The following is an 18,855-nucleotide window of genomic DNA, read 5'->3' on the forward strand; positions in this document are numbered from 1 at the left end:
TACATAATAGCTACTGTTTGAGAAAATTTTCACGACATGAAAAGAGAAAAAATCAATCGAAAAAATGCGGGCAAGTTTAAGGTTAAAATTGCCTACGTTCTAAACAAATATATTACTACCCCTAAAAAAGATGTGCTCTGAGAAGAACACATTTCTCAAAAAGACAAAAATAAAACACAAAAAATCTATTTATAAAAAAAGCTCACATCTATAATATCTGCAACATTTTTACAATATTCCTTGAATGACGATGCTTTGGGATGATCTATACACAGTGCAATCTGTGATGTAGACGAAAAACGTCCTGTCCCGTCAAGAAACGCTGTAAGCTCAGTCGGCAGGAGCATACTACCTATGTCTGAGTTTACGTCAGTCAGAACGACTGTATTTACAGCTCCCACTGTAGATACATCAAGACAATCAAGTGCCGGAAGATTTGCGAAATGCAATTTCCCTATCATATTCCCGCTATTGGCGGTCTGAAGAGATACACTCTCCAATGAAGGGCAACCGGATATATAAATCTCACTGCAAAATATCGAAGTTTCACTCACATCATCATGCAGTATAACGGATGGAATAACTAGCGTCTGAAGCAAGCTGTTATCCTCCACGCTAAGTACCTTCAATGATGAAGCAGAACTTAAATCCATCCCTAATGGCGTATCAATATTAGAAATAGAAAAGCTTGAAACTCCAGCCGATGGTTTGACATACGACATAGAATAATGTTGGGACTTCACTCCCGAGATATCTACTTTTCCTCTGAAGCCCGGATTTGATAATATATACTCCACGCCCTCAAGGTTGGCTGTCTGCGACAGGATTATCAAGTCGTTCCCTTCGGTTATCCTCTTTGTAACATCAATCTCCGAGGAGGAGACAAACACTGACGGGAAATTTTTGTAAAGATACAAGCGAAGCATAGGGTCCGGAATCTTTCTGTTTATGGAATATTCAGTGTAATTTCCATCCTGATCCGACATAACTACCAGACATTTATTTGACATAGCTTTGTAGAATGCAGGAATGACATCAGTGTTCCATTTTGCAAAATAAGGCAACTTCAGATATGTAAGACTCCTGCAAAGAGCCGTAGTACCGTCGGCCGACATAAGATTGACATATGAAGTAATACCGTCATTGCCGCGTAAAGCTACCGACTTTATCTCTTCGGGCAAATCACCAAAGTCAAATACAGTGAAGTCGTTATACTCAAGGTTTACCTCTATGAGAGAAGGGAAACTCCTCAGGCCACTTATCGATGTAAGTCCGCATCTGCTCAAGTTCAAAGAAGTGGTATTGAGAACCTGATTGTCACAAATCAGTTCTCCGTTTTCATTGAAACTGAAACCTTTCTGAATCAGGACATCGCGCAACTTCGCGTCGAACCCCACTTCTGAGACTTCGAAATCAGCAATCTCAGTGTCATCCTTGCACGAGATGAACGGGAAGCACATAATAATCAGAATATAAAAGCTAATAAAATTCCTCATAATAATCAGTTTTGTGGTAATAAGACAATATTATCAATCCAAGCCAAGTCGTTCTGCCCTTCGCACACAATGGCACACCCTACTTTTTTTCCTGAAGAATTGAAATCGAAAGATACGGCTTTATAATTGCCGGGAGAAGAAAATTCTTTTTCACATATCGTTCCTGATGGCATATCCTGTATCAGAACCTTTAACTTACATGCACCTTCGGTCTTTACATCGGCCAAGAAGCGATAAGTCCTGCCACTCTCCATGTCGACCCTCTGCATTAGTCCTGCATGACCGGATATACAGGCTGCATTATTACCTGCATTGTCAGTCTTGACAGACACGGTTCCACGCTTGCTTAATGGCTGCCATGCCGAAAGTCCATCGCTGAAGGTTCCATTCTGTAAGGTAGAGACAGTATATTTCTCAACTTGAAGAATCATGGACGATACGTGACCTCCTCCGTCGGAAAAGGTGACATCGACATTATTATCACCATTCCTCAGCAACTGTATGTCGAACGGCACTTCTATCATACCGAAAAATATACTGCGATTGCTCTGGTTATAGCCCTTCCAGTTGTCGGGAACACTCACAGCGGTACCGTTAATCTTCACCACCGGCTTTCTGGAAGCTGAGACAGGACGACCTATTGACATTCGCAGACATGCTCTACCCGAACCTGACTTTATTCCCGTGAAAGGGAACGAAAGGGACGATCCAGCGGAAATTGGTTTCAGATACTCACTGCTGTAATATTTTTTCCTGATAATGGAATTGGTATATCCCGCTGACGCTACATCAGCCACAAGAATAATGGTCTGATTGGGGATTATGGAAACACTTTCCGGAATGGACGGGATATTCTGTTCCGAATATTCTATACCCGAGTTGTAATTAACATATAAAGAACGCTTTGTGACATTCGATACATCCTTCCAGCTATTCTTATTGTTCAGATATACAGTCTGTGGGGTATCATCAAGATTATCAAGGGCAATATACAGTCTGCCGCCGTCCTTGAATGCCTGCACCTGAATATCAGGATTATTGCTGGTTATGTCAACACGATCACCCTTTACATTTTTCCAAAGTTCGAAGAAATATTTCTTGTCATTCAGCTTCCACTCTGTATTCTTCAAGTCCTGAGGATTGTCCGGTATGAATAATGCCGCACAATAGGAGCTATAATTATTGGCAGCAGTGATATGCCACTCAGCCTTATCAGATACGAAAGGTATTGCTATAAGCAGATTATCCTGGCGCTCTAGAAGATTGAATAGAAAATGATTGAAAGAAGACACAGACCTGACACTCTGCAAAGGACGGTAAAATTCGTCATCAAACTCATTGTCTATTCCACCAAATTCCGAGCACACAAGGGGTTTCGGACTGCCGAATCTGATGGAGGTATATGCCTCAATCATATCAAGCACAGCCTCAGAGTTACTTCCTGAGCGTTTAGAATCAGTCCCTGTAACGTTTATACCATCATAAAGGTGTACGGAAAACGCATCCATGTATTCACCGGCACGGTCAATAAACATTTTCATTCGGGTATTCCAGTAATTGAAATTTCCGTCTTCCCAAGCAGGATATGCAGCAGCATAACCTATCACCTTCATTTTTCCATTCAAGCGTGGGTTATTATGTATATGCTTACCTATTGAAGCATAAAAATCGGTCATCAATTCACGCATGGCCTGACCTTTAATTGTGAAGTACACATCATCTGCATGAACAAATGGTTCGTTGAGTGGTTCAAAGAACTCAGGAGCTCTTTCACTATTGGAATAGTACTCAGCTGCCCATACGCCTGCAGCCTCAATGTCAATTCCACCTTGAATGGTCTGTATATTGGGATGCTCGGTAGCTATATATCTTTTTACAGAAATACTTCCGCTGTAAGGTTTCACCTGAGGATATTTACCTACTTCATTTGTCTTGCTGTATGCATACGAATATGGTCCCCAAAAAGATCTGCCCAAACCTACATCATAGTTATTAAGAAAACTACTGATATCGGGATCGCTGTCATCTATAGAATGTATGTTAAAATATTTACTCCTGTCCAATGATGATACATTCCCCAAATATCTTTTAGTATAATAATCTACCGTTACTATAGAATTGCCAGTTTCTCTGCCTGCTAGGACCGGTAGTATTATAAACAGGGGAAAAAAGCCTGTTAATAGGTATTTTGTAAAGCTGTTATTCATAAATACTTCGATTAATATTTAATTAAACACTAAAAATCAGCGAATTAAATTAACAATGGTTAGTACAAAGTAGTTGGTTAAAATGGAAATATCGGAAACACTCAGCCAAATATATGAACGTATGCAGGATGCCTTTAATGAATATACTGTTACATAGGTCCAGATATAAAATTTTGGCTTAGGGAACTACAGAAAAAGAACGATGGCCAAAAATCATAGCAATATATAAAAGATTAATACTATAGCCCAGAAAAACAATCCCACCAAAATAAAAATTCTGGTGGGGTTTATATAATTATAATCCAGCAAACCATAACCAGTGCTGATAAAAATAATCACTAAAATTCCGATATATAATTTAAAACTTCACGACATTTATTGGTTATATAACCCCAATCTCCTTTTTCAAGAACATCTTTTGGGAAGAGCTTAGAACCCATACCAACACAATACACTCCAGATTTAATCCATGATTTGAGATTTTCTTCTGTCGGCTCAACTCCACCGGTAACCATAAGCTTAGACCATGGCATTGGTGCCAATATACCTTTTACAAAGTTAGGGCCATAAACATCGCCAGGAAATACTTTACAAAGATCGCATCCCGACTCTTGTGCGAAGCCTATTTCAGACACCGTTCCACATCCGGGCATATAAGTAACAAGACGACGGTTACAGATTTTTGCTATTTCAGGATTAAACAATGGACCTACAACAAAACTTGCACCAAGTTGAATATAGAGTGCAGCAGTCGCAGAATCAACAACAGAACCAACTCCGACAGCCATATCAGGACATTCTTTTGCGGCATATTTTACCACTTCACAAAAAACCTCATGTGCAAAATCTCCCCTGTTTGTAAATTCGAAAACTCGAACTCCACCATCATAACATGATTTTACTACTTTCTTTACTATTTCCACATCTTTATGGTAGAATACCGGAACCATTCTGGTTGAAGCAATTTTATTAAAGACTGCTACTTTATCAAATCTGCTCATTTCTATTATCTTAATTTTAAAATATAATAATCTATCTTTCGCATTATCTTTGTACACGTCCGCTTGCATCACCACCAGCCAAAGCTTCAACTTCTTCAATAGATACCAAATTGAAATCTCCATTGATGGTATGTTTTAAAGCCGAAGCTGCAACTGCAAACTCTAAAGCCTCACCCTGAGTTACTTTAGTAAGCAAGCCATGGATAATACCACCAGAAAAAGAATCTCCACCACCTACACGGTCAATAATAGGATCAATGTCGTAACGTTTTGATGTATAGAACTCTTCACCATTGTAAATCATTGCTTTCCACCCGTTATGTGTAGCAGAGAATGATTCACGCAAAGTAGAGATAACATATTTAAATCCGAACTCTTTAGCCATTGCAGTAAAAATACCTTTGTATCCTTCTGCATCTGTTTTACCTCCTTCTATATCAGCATCAGGTTTAAATCCTAAACAAAGTTCTGCATCTTCTTCATTTCCAATACATACATCAACATATTGCATCAATGGACGCATAATGGACTGAGCCTTTTCTTTAGTCCAAAGCTTCTTGCGGAAATTAAGGTCTACGGAGACTGTAACACCATGACGCTTAGCTGCCTCACAAGCAAGTTTAGTCAACTCGGCAGCTTTATCAGAAATGGCTGGGGTAATACCTGACCAATGGAACCAGTCTGCTCCTTCCATAATAGCATCAAAGTCAAAGTCACATGGTTCTGCCTCAGATATTGCAGAATTTGCACGGTCGTATATAACTTTACTTGGACGCATAGAAGCTCCAGTTTCAAGATAATATATACCTATACGGTCACCACCACGAGCTATATAGTCAGTTCTGACACCATATTTACGAAGTGCATTTACTGCTGATTGCCCTATTTCGTGTTTGGGAAGTTTAGTAACGAAATAAGCTTCATGTCCGTAGTTTGCGCAACTTACAGCTACATTTGCTTCACCGCCACCATAAACGACATCAAAAGAATCTGATTGAACAAAACGTGTATTGCCTGGAGTGGACAATCTGAGCATTATTTCTCCCAAAGTTACAATTTTCATCGTATAATATTTTATTAATAAACACAATACTAAAAAAAGGAAGGTAGATAATACTTCTTTCACAATAACAAAAGCATTATATACCTTCCCTATGTGAATTACTACTGATCAGCTGGTTTCAATATATCATTCAAGCCTGCGATATACTCTACTACAGTTCCATCATCTTCGGTAACAGTAAGATGTCCGAAACCGGCAGATGAATTAATCTCCTTCTTACCCATGAAGACAAACATACGCTTCTTCTCAACTTCCTTAATCTCTTTTTCTCCTGTTTCAGGATCCAGAATTTCTTCTGTCACTACAAAGACTTCATTAAAAGAGAAAGTAAGATATTTTTCCTTATCAAGATCTATTTCCAACCATTCCGGCAATTGGTCTGGTTGGTCATTAGACTCGTCAAAGAACTCTATTTTATTCATCCACAATGTCTGGAAATCGTTCTGCCATACTATCAGATCAAAAGTTTCACGATAGACAGAAAACTTGCTGATGTTTACCGGTTGATTAGTTTCGGCATCTTTTAATGCATATAGTTCGTAAACCGGAGTATTATCTAATTCAACAGCATGCCAGTCATCATTCTTACACGACCAAAGCAACACAGTCATGCATAAGATTGCCAATGCCTGAAATATTTTATTTTTGGTATTCATAATTAATATTTTTATGGTCTAACTTCAATATATCCGAAGAATATATCATCAAAATAAATTTCTCCAAAGAAATAATTGAACCGTAAACTTAGAATTACACTTTCCATTTCTGCCTTAGAAGTAATAATACCTGTAACTTCTTTCCATATTCCAGACTGTAATGTTTCCCACGGCAGCTTGTTTGTAGGAGTCTCAAGCCATGAAGGATCCTGTTGCCCTGGTTTATCGGAAGGAACAAACCACGCTGTCAAACCTGATCTTACTTCACCTGGAACATAATACTTATATTTAATTGTATAAGTACCTTTACCACCCTTAAATGGCTTAGAAATCAGAGCTCTACTGAATTCTACAGCATCTACACGTAAACATTTAGCACTTGAATTAACCGCATTTTGTAATGGATTATCAACTACAGATGATGGCTGATATTGAGCCGGCAATACATCTGCTTTAACCACCTTCCAGTCTTCATAAGTAGAAGGATACTCAAAACCATCATCCAAGAATGAAGCATATGTTGTAACAACATTAGGTTCTGAAGAAGAAATTGTCAAGTCTGCATCTCCATATAAAGCTTTTCTTAAAGTACCTGTAAGAATCAAATCATCAGTATTATAAATTTTTTCACCCAATGTCAATTTTAACTCATAACGATGAGTATTATTAACCTCTGCTTTATTTATTGCAATTGTACCTGAATTATTATTCCCATTATAGTTATTCCGATAATTTAAAGTTAAAGCACTTACGTCAATAGGCTTATAACCGAACTCTGAGTTTTCAAGGTCAATAGCAATATTCCACTGGTCTATCTGACGGATTTTGTAAGAAACAGGGTCTTGTGTAGGAACTACCTTAATGTTAAGAGGAACCACAACAGATTTAGCCATAGCTGTTGGCTGATATTTATTATTAGGATCGCTTTTTCTCTCAACCGTCAAGTTAAGATTGAGAGGTTTATCAGAAAACTTTTTAAGTTTAAGCTCATAAACATCGGGAAAGTCTGTAAACTCCTGCTCAAAACCGGCAGCATAACATACAAGTTTCCAATAATTTGGCAATCCATAAGAGTCATCTTTTACATAAAGACTCTTTCCGTATTCAAGTTCATACGTCTCATACTCAGGAGCCTCTTCAGTGCCTCCAATCTGTCCCATTTTAATCTCCTGAGTACATTCAGGGTCACTATACATTCTAATAGCAGGAACCAGATTCAGATCATATACACGCACATGAAATGTAGTGTCCATTACATAGACATCGCCTTCCTTTCTTGCATAAGTATATTTCTTCACATAAGTCTGAAGCTCAGCACTCCATTCTGAGTAAGGATATACAACCTGTTTAGAGAATGTATTACGCAATCTAATTGTATGATCACCAGCCTTTGTAAAATATACATGAATTGTCTTTTCATTATTTACATGAGGAATAGATTCATCTACCAGATTATCATATTCTTTCTGACCCCATTGCATCTTACCACTAAGGAATTTAGTTCCATCATCAGAAACAGTCCATTCATGTGATAAATTACCTTGAGACAAATCCATTATACTAATATACTCTTTAAGATTAAGTTGAATCGGAGATATATTCTCAGCTTCAGTACTCATATGCCAAGTACATTCTGCCACATCATTCAATGGTTCAAAATCATCTTCCTTACAGGAGGAAATAATTGATGTAATCACCAAAACTATATATAAAAATTTATTTTTCATCATATCTAGTTATTAATGTCAGGATTAGAAGTTGATTCTATGTTAGGTATAGGCCAATATGCAACACTTGGTCCATAGTTCATTGATGCTTGAATATAATCAGATACTGGTTTAAGATATGTATCAGGATCGTCAGCTCTATAAGGACGCTGTTTACCCCAATTTTGACCAACATACAGACTATTAGGGTCTTCCTTAGTAGGAGCCAAGAAAGTCCCTCTACCTATAAGATATTTCTGTTTTGAAAGCCAGGTGAAGCGTTCTTTTGTAACATTCCATCGACGTAAATCAATAACTCGAATGGCATGCCCTTCCATACAAAGTTCCATAGGTCTTTCAATATACATTAAATGCTGCATAACATCATTAGAATTCAAGTCTCTATCATCATAAGTAGCTTCAGGATATTCACCAAGGTTTTGCTTACCAATAAGAATAATACCAGAACGTTTTCTTACCCTATTAATAAAGTTAATAGCATTTTGAAGATTAGATTCAGATGTACCACCTTTGATAAGACATTCTGCATACATCAAATAGATATCAGCCAAACGAATCAGACGATAATTTATACCCGAAGCCATAGCAGGCTTAAAATCTGCCTCGTCTTTTCGTGAATCCCAGTTTGTAAGTTTTCTGAAATAAGCAGTAATTCCATTATTGAACTTACCTACCTGTTGGGTGGTCTTTTCATAATAGCTTAAATCTTCATCTCCATTAATAGCCAATGAAGCAGATGCTCTTAAAGAATATGCTCTCAAACGATACGGTTTACCATTCTCCCATTTAAATTTTCTTTCATGTTCTGGTTCAGAATATATATCTGAAAGTTTTCCGTAATCAACATTTCCAATTCCATCAACAGGAATCAAACGCTGACGCACACCTACATACTTACCATTTTCATAATGATAGACATAGGTTTTATTATATTTTTTCCCGTTTCTTTCTATCACAGAATTAAAAGTTTGACCTAACTGATCATATATAATATCCTTCTGATTGTTTGGAGCTGTTAGAGGATAATTATCAGATTCCACTTCAATCCAGTTGCGAGGGTCATTTTCATCAACAGCTTCATTTTCGAATTTTTCTACTAGCCACAAAGAAGGAGATGTATTAATCCAAGATGTGCTTGAACCACAAACATTCATGCCCCATATATTGTACAATGTAGCATCCGACCAAGGTCCATACTGTGTATTATACTGAGTTGAATATGAAACTTCCAAAATAGACTCTGAGTTAAATTCATTAACGGCGGTAAAATTATCCATAATATTATCAACAAGAGTGAACGGACCGTTATTAATTATATCAGAAAAATACTCTGCAGCCTTATCGTAGTCACCGTCATACAAATAACTTTTACCAAGTACAGCTTTTGCTGCCCAAGAAGTAGCACGTCCTTTATCGGCCTCCTTCCACTCACCATTTAGTCCTAAATCTAGCGCTTTCTGCAAATCTGCTCTATAATATTTCTTCACTTCATCACTTGGAGTACACTTTTTATAATAGTCATCTTCTTCTTCAGGTACATAATCAATATATGGTACATTTCCATTATTGAAAGATGTATTAAGATAAAAAAAGAATACACCACGGAAGAAATATGCCTGAGCCTCAATCTGAGTGAGTTTTACCAATTGAACTTCATCTGTCAGAATAGTTCGTACCTTTTCTACTCCTTCTATAACTTGATTACAACGGAAAACACCAGTGTAAAGAGCAGCCCATTTATTTCTCAAAGTTTGGTATGAATCATTAAAATTTTGAAGATAAGCAGCATTTACAAGATTAATTCTGTTTTTATTTGCTTCAACCGCTAAATCACTTCTCAGATTTTCATCCATTGGTTGATAAATATTTGTGTTTTTAAAAGCATTATAAATGGCTGCCAACCCATTTTCACAATCTCCTAAGTCTTTGTAGAATTTCTGAGTAGTTAATTGATGCTCATTTTCCTGAGTTAAGAAATCATCACAAGATGTAAATCCAAGGCCAGACATCAATAAACTAAAAGTTAATATCTTATATTTTAAGTTCATATTTTTTTATTTTAATAGATTAGAAATTAAGTTGGAATCCTCCTCGCATTTGTATACTGATAGGATATGTTCCAAAGTCAAGACCACGTCTTGACAAACCATTACTACCAACTTCAGGATCATAACCGTCATACTTGGTCAATGTAAGAAGGTTATCTGCTGCAATATAAAAACGGCATTTACCAAGCCTAAGTTTTGAAACGACTTTCTTTGGTAAAGAATAACCTAACATAATATTTTTCAACCTCACAAAAGAACCATCCTCAACCCACATATCTGTATGAGCACGATAATTGTTATGTTGTTCATTACGATAAGAAGGTATTGTTGAAGTATTATTTGTAGGAGTCCACATATATATAAGATCTTTACTCGTCTTCTTCTGATAAGAATATATCTTAGTAGCATTGATAATATCATTTCCTACAGAAGCATACCAGTTCATAGAAAAGTCAAATCCCTTATAATCTGCTGCAAAATTCAATCCAAGTTCAAAATCAGGCATACCACTTCCTGCATAAACCCTATCATCATCATTAAGAATGCCATCTTTATTTGTATCTACATACATAAGATCTCCCATACGAGCACTTGATACAAGTTTCTGATACTCTGCAAGTTTTTGTTCCGTATTTATAACTCCGTTTGTAGGCATAACAAAGAAAGCACCAGCCTCATATCCTTCCTTTATAGCAGTAACATAATCACTTCCACTATAAATAGGTTTTCCTTCTGAGAAGAAATAAAGAGAGTTCTTACCGGCCATTGAGGTTATCTCATTCTTATTCTTTGTAAATGTTCCTGTCAAGCTATAATTTACCCCATGAATTTTATTTCTATGAGTGAGTGATAGTTCAACTCCCTTATTCTCCATATTACCGGCATTCAATGTAACAGTGGAATTCTGTCCTCCACCACTAGAAGGAGGCACAACCATCGGAAATAGCATATTCTTTTTATTACTTTTATAGACATCAAGACCCAAAATTAACTTATTGTTCATGAAAGCCAAATCAATACCAGCATTGAGCTGCTGCGTTGTCTCCCATTTCACATTCGGATTTGCAAAACCCAACTGAGTAAGACCATTTACTAAAGTTTCTTTAGCTCCTGTTCCAAAAGCATAATCATAATTTTTATAGATAGCTGGAGCATAAGAATAATCAGCAAAATTCTGATTACCTGTTGTACCATAACTTAATCTTAATTTAAAAGAATTAACCATCCATCTTAGTCTATCCCAAAATCGTTCTTCAGAAATATTCCATCCTAAAGATAATGAAGGGAACATACCCCAACGGTTTTCTTTAGAGAACTTTGAAGATCCATCTCGACGAACACTAACACTAACCATGTATTTATCAGCATAAGAATACTGTAGACGGGCCAATATACCAATAAGTGTGCTTGTTCTATCCTGCCCCCATTGACCATCACCAGTTCCTACAGACATATCAGACGAGCCTGCATTCAGATTTGGTATTTCATTTGTATATAAGTCCATTATACTTGCAAAAAACATCTCGTATGTATATTTTTCCATACTGAAAACACCAGTAAACTTAAAATCATGTTTCTTGATTTTCCTATTATAGTTTACCATAGATTCCCAAGTCATACTAGTATTCTTAGAATGGGTATCTTTTATCTGCGATCGATAGTTTGAACTAACGACTCTTTCGCCATCTTGGTTATACACTTCAAACTCAGGACGTGTCATAACCATCTTCTGGTTAAGATAACCGAAACTCAAACGTGTAGAAACACTCAATCCAGGTAATATACCGTAAGCAATATAAAAATTCCCATTAAATGACTCTGTATTTTTATCATTTCTTTCTTTTAATCGACCTAAAGTATAACTTATACCTTGAATTTCACCTGGATCACCTGCTGTATTGAATATATCTAGATTAGGATCAACTGGAGAACGTAAAGGAGAATAGTCGTATGCATCATTTAATAAAGCCCAAGCAGGAGAAAGCTGGTCTTCTATTTGCATTGCAAGATTTGCATTAATATTCCATTTTCCTCTTTTAAAATTTGTATTAGAACGGATATTATAACGTTTATAGTCTGAATTGATTAATACACCTTCCTGATCAAAATAGTTAACAGTCATATTATAAGTCAGATTTTTCTGTCCACCACTAAAATTGGCTGAATAATTTTGTATTGGTGCGTTATTATTTATTATACAATCATAAAGCCGAGTATTATTAAAGAAATTAACAGGATAATTTTTCAAACTTGACCAAGCCAAATCATCTGTATTCTTAGTTTCAGCCATACGGTTAGCCATGACAGTTACAAAAGTTTCTTCATTAGCATCTAGAAGATGAACTTTTGATGTTATATGTTGAAAACCATAATATCCATCAAGAGCAACTTTCATTTCACCCTCCTTACCCTTCTTGGTTGTAATTAGTATAACACCTGAAGCACCACGTGTTCCGTAAATAGCAGCAGAAGCAGCATCCTTAAGAATATCAATACTAGCAATTTCATTATTACTCAAACCAGGGTCACCTTCAAAGGGAACACCATCAACGACATAAAGAGGAGCACTAGAACCTGAAATTGAACTAATACCACGAATCTGTATATTAGATTTCGCTCCAGGTTCACCAGAACTAGCTTGAACATTGACTCCAGCCACCATGCCTTGCAATGCGGTTCCCAAATCTGATGTACTGATCTTTGTAATTTCTTCAGAATTTACACGTGCTACTGCACCTGTAACTTCTTTTTTACGCATTGAGCCATAACCTACAACAACCACTTCGTCCAACACTTTTGTGTCTTCCTGAAGTTTAATGTTATAGAATTTTCCATTCTTGATTGCAGCCTTTACAGTTTTATAACCAACAAAACTGAACACCAAGTTTCCTTTTTCCGGTACCCCCTGCAGAACGAAATTACCATCAATATCGGTAATAGTACCGAGAGAATTTCCTTCAACCTGAACTGCTGCACCTATAACTTCGAGATTATTGGCGGCATCAATCACTTTTCCTTTGACTGTTATCTTCTGTGAATACATAGATAATGTATAGAAGATAAGCATCACGAACAACATGTACCTGCTATGGTACCTTTTTTCCTGATTTCTCATTTGTAAAAAATTTAATTTAGCAATAGGTTATGAAATTTCTTTTATAACTGCCGCTAAATTATTTATTTAAAACGGGACCGAAGGGGAGAATTATATATTTAAAAAGGGGGTAAAATTTTACCCCCACTTATATTAAGAATCCAAATCCGTCTGAGTATTCTGCTCTTTATATTGTTGTGGCAATACACCAAATTCTTTCTTGAAACATTCTCTAAAATACTTCAGATCATTGAATCCAACATCGTATGTTACTTCAGAAACTGAATATCTTCCGGTCTTCAATAGTTCTGCCGCTCTTTTCATCCTTATGGAGCGGACAAAAGCATTAGCTGTTACTCCCATAAGTGTTTTAAGCTTTTTGTTCAGGACTAAAGCCGTAACACCAAGTCCTTTACAAATATCTTCTATCTGAAAAGACGAATCCGCAATGTTGTCCTCTATTATCTTTACAAGTTTTTCTAGGAACTTATCATCAGTAGATGTAGTGGTTACCTCAGAAATCTTTATTGTCGAGACTTTTTTGTGTTGAAGAATCCGCTTCCTATTTGTTATGATAGAATTCAGCAACTCTTTCATTATCTGATTATCAAAAGGTTTAGGACAATAAGCATCGGCATGGAATTTATATCCGATGAGATAATCCTGCAATGTAGTCTTGGCTGAAAGCAAGACTACAGGGATATGAGATGTCCTTACATCCTGCTTGATTCTCTCACACAGTTCCAGACCATTCATGCCGGGCATCATTATATCAGACAAAACAAGATCTGGCTGCATATCGGGAATCATGTTCCATGCCATTTCTCCATCATAAGCAATCATTATTTTATATTTATCTGACAACAGTAATGATAACATATTACATATATCTTTATTGTCATCAACAATCAACACAACAGGTGACTCTCCTTTTACTTCTGTGTCTTCTATATCTTCGGATTCACTTGATTTACTACTCAGTACATCAATAAACTCTTCATCATTCCTATTATTAGAAAAAAGATTCTCTGTCATCATTTCTCTCTCTGTTATCATAGGAATCTGTACATGAAAAACGGTACCTTTGCCTTCCTCTGATACAAATGAGATATTTCCATTATGTATTTCTACAAGTCGTTTGGTTAGAAACAAACCTATACCAGTACCTCCCTCTGCTGAATTTTTATTCTGACTATAGAAACGTTCAAAAAGATGAGTTTTCAAATCCTCAGATATACCATTTCCTGAATCTGCTATAGCGATGTTTATTTTATTATCCTGTTCATTAACTGTAAACGATACAAATCCTCCGGCAGGTGTATGCTTTATGGCATTCGACACCAAATTATAAATTATCTGTTCCATAAGATGGGAGTCGAACAGAAAACTTATATCACTGCGTGAAACAGAATATTCCAGCCCAACACCTTTCTGTTTTGACCAATACGTGAACTGCTGAAATACCTCTTTTGAGAAAGACGAGAAGTTGCCATATCTGAGATTCAGACTAAGCATTCCTTTCTCGCTCTTGGAGAAATTCATCAGCTGGTTAACAAGTCTTAACAAAAACTTACTGTTATGCTCCATTGTCTGCAGCATGCCGACAAGATACTTATCGGACGAATACTTGCCCGATTCTATAATCATACTCAGTGGCGAATGAATCAATGTGAGTGGAGTCCTCAATTCATGCGAGATATTGGTAAAGAATGTTGTTTCTTTCTCGAGCAATTCTTCAGTCTTACGTTTTTCCATGTTTGCTATATATACTGCATTTCTACGCTGCGCTCTTGAAGTATAATACCTCTTGAACTGGTACAAGGATAATGCAAGCAACATCAAATAAAATGTATAAGCATACCATGTACGCCAGAAAGGAGGGGTAATAATGACAGGTATGGAAAGTTCATTTGAACTGTAAACTCCATCGGTATTCCTGACTCTCAGTCTGAACATATATTCTCCAGAAGAAAGCTTAGTGTAGAAAGCCTCACGATGAAAAGCGGAAGTGGAAATCCACGAATTATCTACACCTTCAAGCATATATTCGTAAACAACCTTATATGGACTTCTGTAATCCAGGGAGCTGAACTGGAATGAGAAAGTGTTTAAATTATAAGGCAATTCTATATATTCTGCAAAACATACACTTTTATCAAAATATACGGAATATATAGAATCGGCCTCAACGCTGTGATTGAAGATTTTAAAATCAACGAGTGTAGGACAGCCATTGAAATCCATCACATCGAAGTCGTTCGGTCTAAAGACGTTTATTCCGTTAACACCACCGAATATCATTGTTCCATCTGTCATTACTCCAGCCGAGAGTTCCATAAACTCATAGTCCTGAAGACCATCGTAAATATCATAAGATTTTATTTTCTGTGTGTTTATATTCAACGAATTTATTCCCTTATTAGTAGAAATCCATAATGTTCCATCCGTTCCATTAACAATGGATTTTATGGTATTACTATTCAATCCGTTTGCAGTACTGAAATCTTCAATACGCACATTCAGACTGTCATCCAAGTCCACGATTTTCTTTAATCCGAGCCCAAGTGTTCCATACCATATATTATGATTCAGGTCTTCACAAATAGGTACTATATAATCTAGTTCATCAAGCCCCTTCACTGAATTCAAAACAGGATTATCAAGATACAAATCTGCAGATTTCAATACTTTAAGGCCATAACTGGAGGCTACCCATAAATTCCCCTTATGATCTTTCACGACATTTCTTACTATCTTTAGCTCTTTATTTTCCGATGTTTTAATTTCCTTCATCACACCTGTAGACAAATCATATCTAAATAAACCTTTATTATATGTACCAACCCACAAATATTTTCCATCGGCAAGCATTGTGCGCACATTCCTCAAGCCTGAAATCTTTTTATAATCATTATCTGAAGTAAAACTATAAATACCATCGTACATCAGAGACACATACATGCGGTCGGTAAAGTTTGAGTATGTAGTAGAGTATACTATCCTGTTTGCTGTGAAAGGAATAAGTCTGGCATTTCCAGTAATAGAATTAAAATGATATAGTCCAGAGCCTTCTGTGCCTAAATAAATATCGGATTTGGCAAATGTATAAATGGAGGATACATGGTCATTTCCTATTTCCCTGAATAATTCTATTGGTTTATTGTTTTCGCGTATGCTCATAAAGCCACTCTTGAAAAAACCTATCCAAAGAATATCATTTTTATCAAGAACAATAGTTTGTGGATAGCTGTAAGAATAGGTAGCAATAACCTGCGGCTTTGATTCGATAGCATGTAAAACATCAAAAGGCAACACACTTACAGTACTTGTAGTGGCATAAAATAATCTTTTATTTTTATAAACCATTTTTCGAATATTGCAGTTTTCCAACAAGGTGCTTACCTTGCAAGTATGCTTGTCGTATAAACATAATTGATGATTCTCCAGATTAGAGTACAATATTTGAGAAGACGAGATAACTATAGCTGCAGCTATAGGACTATCCAACAGTTTATTAAGCTGTAATCTTTCTCTATGGACGCTACATTCGTACAGACCGTCTTCAGACGAGAGCATTATTGTATTATCAATTTCTATGATGTCGGATATATATGGTAATTTAATTGTTGATTTTAAGACAGTATTTATTTTTCCATTGGAAAAATCGTAATTTACAAGGTATATACTTTCATCAGAGGAATGAAACCACACCCTGTCTTTCGAATCAACCAGAATTTTGTCGCAGGTGAAATTCTTATCAATGCCTATATGACCAATATTTAATGAAATGAATTCATTCTTTACGGAATTAAACAAGAATACCCCTCTATCAGCAGTACCTATCCACAGATTTCCATGAGAATCTTCATCAATACATACTATCAGATTACTGGTAAGACCATTTGACTGGTATCCATAGACCTTAAATTCATACCCATCGAACCTGTTCAGACCGTCGTTTGTAGCCAACCATATAAAACCCTTAGAGTCTTGATAAATACATTGCACGTCATTTTGGGAAAGTCCATCAAGAGTAGTGTACTTTCTTGTGACAAACTCATTGGATGCAAAGGATTTGCAAACTATAATCAGAACTGATATTAAACTTAAGATTAATCTAAACATATAACTATTATTCTTTATATTTCATCAAGATTACAAAGTTATTGATTTTATCTAAAACATCAAGTATTTATAGTAGTTAATAGATAATTATAGATATTTTCCACTTTAGAATGCGTATCAAAATCAATCAAGAAAAAAAATAAATCTTTAACTTCATTTCATAGTATAAAACAAAAAAGCATCGTACCATTACACTCAATAATAGATACGATGCCCGAAAGAAATTACAGTAACAGACTGTATTGGGATTGTTCTTAAAAAGACTTATCTGTATGACTTTATATATATGTCGAGTATTTCGGTATCCGACAGTTCATGAGGGTCCAGACTGAACAATGCACCCATGGCAGTTCGCGCATTATCAATCATCTTAGGGAAATCTTCCTTTACTATTCCCCAGTCGCTAAGCTTCAAATCGCGGACATTGCATTCCTTCTGCATTCTCACCAAAGCATCTATAAAATGTTCGGGATTAAGGTTCTTGCGTCCGGTCATAACATCTGCCATGCGCATATATCTCTTTGTCCTGTCATAAATAAAAGTAGAGAAATAGGCCTCGCTTATAGCTATCAGGCCAGCACCATGAGGAAGAGCGGGATAGTATGCGCTGAGAGCGTGCTCGAGAGAATGTTCGGAAGTACAACTGGATGTGGATTCAACCATTCCCGCCAGCGTACTTGCCCAAGCCACCTTTGCCCTCGCTTTCAGGTTATTTCCATCCTTCACCGCAACAGGTAAATATTTATACAGCAGTCTGATGGCCTCAAGAGCGAAAATATCACTTATTGGGGTTGCACAATTGGCAATATAGCCTTCGGCTGCATGAAAGAATGCGTCGAATCCCTGATAGGCAGTCAGATGTGGCGGAACTGAAACCATCAGTTCCGGGTCGATTATCGACAGACATGGGAAAGTTAAAGTGGAGCCGATACCTATCTTTTCGTTTGTTTCCAGATTGGTTATGACAGTCCATGGGTCAGCCTCGGTTCCGGTTCCGGCTGTTGTAGGAATGGCTATGATGGGCAATGCTTTGCTGTAAGGAAGCCCCTTGCCGGTACCTCCTTCAACATATTCCCAATAATCGCCATCATTACATGCCATGATTGCAATGGATTTGGCTGTATCTATCGAACTTCCGCCTCCCAAACCTATAATCATATCGCAATTTTCCTCACGACAGATTGCCGCACCTTCCATTACATGGTCTTTTATTGGGTTAGGCAATATCTTGTCGTACACCACGGCATCAACATTATTTTCTTTCAGCAGACCAATCACCTTATCCAGATAACCATATTTACGCATTGATGTTCCGGATGAAATGACTATCAAAGCCTTTTTGCCGGGCAATGTCTCTGTTGAAAGACGTTTAAGTTCGCCACATCCGAAGAGAATCTTCGTCGGAATATTATAACCAAAAACAAAATTATTGTCCATA

General features: G+C 36.7%; 10 protein-coding genes. All 10 read right to left on the reverse strand.

All coding sequences use genetic code 11. The features are described from left to right. Positions 1-185: 185 nt before the first annotated feature. Complete coding sequence (locus tag DWY55_RS02350) at positions 186-1,496, reverse strand: hypothetical protein (protein ID WP_118086588.1); 1,311 nt, start codon at positions 1,494-1,496, stop codon at positions 186-188. A gap of 5 nt (positions 1,497-1,501) precedes the next feature. After that, positions 1,502-3,472 carry a carbohydrate binding domain-containing protein gene (locus tag DWY55_RS02355; RefSeq protein WP_243633629.1) on the reverse strand — a complete coding sequence of 657 codons (1,971 nt, stop codon included), beginning with the start codon at positions 3,470-3,472 and terminating at the stop codon, positions 1,502-1,504. A 569-nt stretch (positions 3,473-4,041) separates the two neighbouring features. Further along, positions 4,042-4,704 carry a bifunctional 4-hydroxy-2-oxoglutarate aldolase/2-dehydro-3-deoxy-phosphogluconate aldolase gene (locus tag DWY55_RS02360; RefSeq protein WP_118086601.1) on the reverse strand — a complete coding sequence of 221 codons (663 nt, stop codon included), beginning with the start codon at positions 4,702-4,704 and terminating at the stop codon, positions 4,042-4,044. A gap of 43 nt (positions 4,705-4,747) precedes the next feature. Next, positions 4,748-5,767, reverse strand: a complete 1,020-nt coding sequence (locus DWY55_RS02365) for a sugar kinase (RefSeq protein WP_117902193.1) — start codon at positions 5,765-5,767, stop codon at positions 4,748-4,750. Between the two features lie 101 nt (positions 5,768-5,868). Further along, positions 5,869-6,423 (reverse strand): hypothetical protein, encoded by a 555-nt coding sequence (locus DWY55_RS02370; protein ID WP_117902192.1) that lies wholly within the window; start codon positions 6,421-6,423, stop codon positions 5,869-5,871. A gap of 11 nt (positions 6,424-6,434) precedes the next feature. Then, positions 6,435-8,153, reverse strand: a complete 1,719-nt coding sequence (locus DWY55_RS02375) for a hypothetical protein (protein ID WP_118086590.1) — start codon at positions 8,151-8,153, stop codon at positions 6,435-6,437. Positions 8,154-8,155: 2 nt separating this feature from the next. Beyond that, positions 8,156-10,198: a RagB/SusD family nutrient uptake outer membrane protein gene (locus DWY55_RS02380; RefSeq protein ID WP_117902190.1), complete on the reverse strand. Its 2,043-nt coding sequence runs from the start codon at positions 10,196-10,198 to the stop codon at positions 8,156-8,158. A gap of 19 nt (positions 10,199-10,217) precedes the next feature. Beyond that, entirely contained in the window at positions 10,218-13,313 is a 3,096-nt protein-coding gene (locus DWY55_RS02385) for a SusC/RagA family TonB-linked outer membrane protein (RefSeq protein ID WP_117902189.1), read from the reverse strand. A gap of 132 nt (positions 13,314-13,445) precedes the next feature. Continuing rightward, on the reverse strand, positions 13,446-17,417 hold the full coding sequence (locus DWY55_RS02390; protein ID WP_118086591.1) for an ATP-binding protein: 3,972 nt from the start codon (positions 17,415-17,417) through the stop codon (positions 13,446-13,448). A 264-nt stretch (positions 17,418-17,681) separates the two neighbouring features. After that, positions 17,682-18,854, reverse strand: coding sequence for an iron-containing alcohol dehydrogenase (locus DWY55_RS02395; protein WP_118086592.1), 1,173 nt, complete (start codon positions 18,852-18,854; stop codon positions 17,682-17,684). Position 18,855 lies beyond the last annotated feature (1 nt).

Source organism: Bacteroides sp. AF25-38AC (assembly GCF_003602995.1).
Lineage (GTDB): Bacteria > Bacteroidota > Bacteroidia > Bacteroidales > Bacteroidaceae > Bacteroides > Bacteroides uniformis.

Coding starts and splice junctions, on each gene's coding strand:
- DWY55_RS02350 (WP_118086588.1), bottom strand. CDS start 1,496: ATGAGGAATTTTATTAGCTTTTATATTCTGATTATTATGTGCTTCCCG.
- DWY55_RS02360 (WP_118086601.1), bottom strand. CDS start 4,704: ATGAGCAGATTTGATAAAGTAGCAGTCTTTAATAAAATTGCTTCAACC.
- DWY55_RS02365 (WP_117902193.1), bottom strand. CDS start 5,767: ATGAAAATTGTAACTTTGGGAGAAATAATGCTCAGATTGTCCACTCCA.
- DWY55_RS02370 (WP_117902192.1), bottom strand. CDS start 6,423: ATGAATACCAAAAATAAAATATTTCAGGCATTGGCAATCTTATGCATG.
- DWY55_RS02375 (WP_118086590.1), bottom strand. CDS start 8,153: ATGATGAAAAATAAATTTTTATATATAGTTTTGGTGATTACATCAATT.
- DWY55_RS02380 (WP_117902190.1), bottom strand. CDS start 10,198: ATGAACTTAAAATATAAGATATTAACTTTTAGTTTATTGATGTCTGGC.
- DWY55_RS02385 (WP_117902189.1), bottom strand. CDS start 13,313: ATGAGAAATCAGGAAAAAAGGTACCATAGCAGGTACATGTTGTTCGTG.
- DWY55_RS02390 (WP_118086591.1), bottom strand. CDS start 17,417: ATGTTTAGATTAATCTTAAGTTTAATATCAGTTCTGATTATAGTTTGC.
- DWY55_RS02395 (WP_118086592.1), bottom strand. CDS start 18,854: ATGGACAATAATTTTGTTTTTGGTTATAATATTCCGACGAAGATTCTC.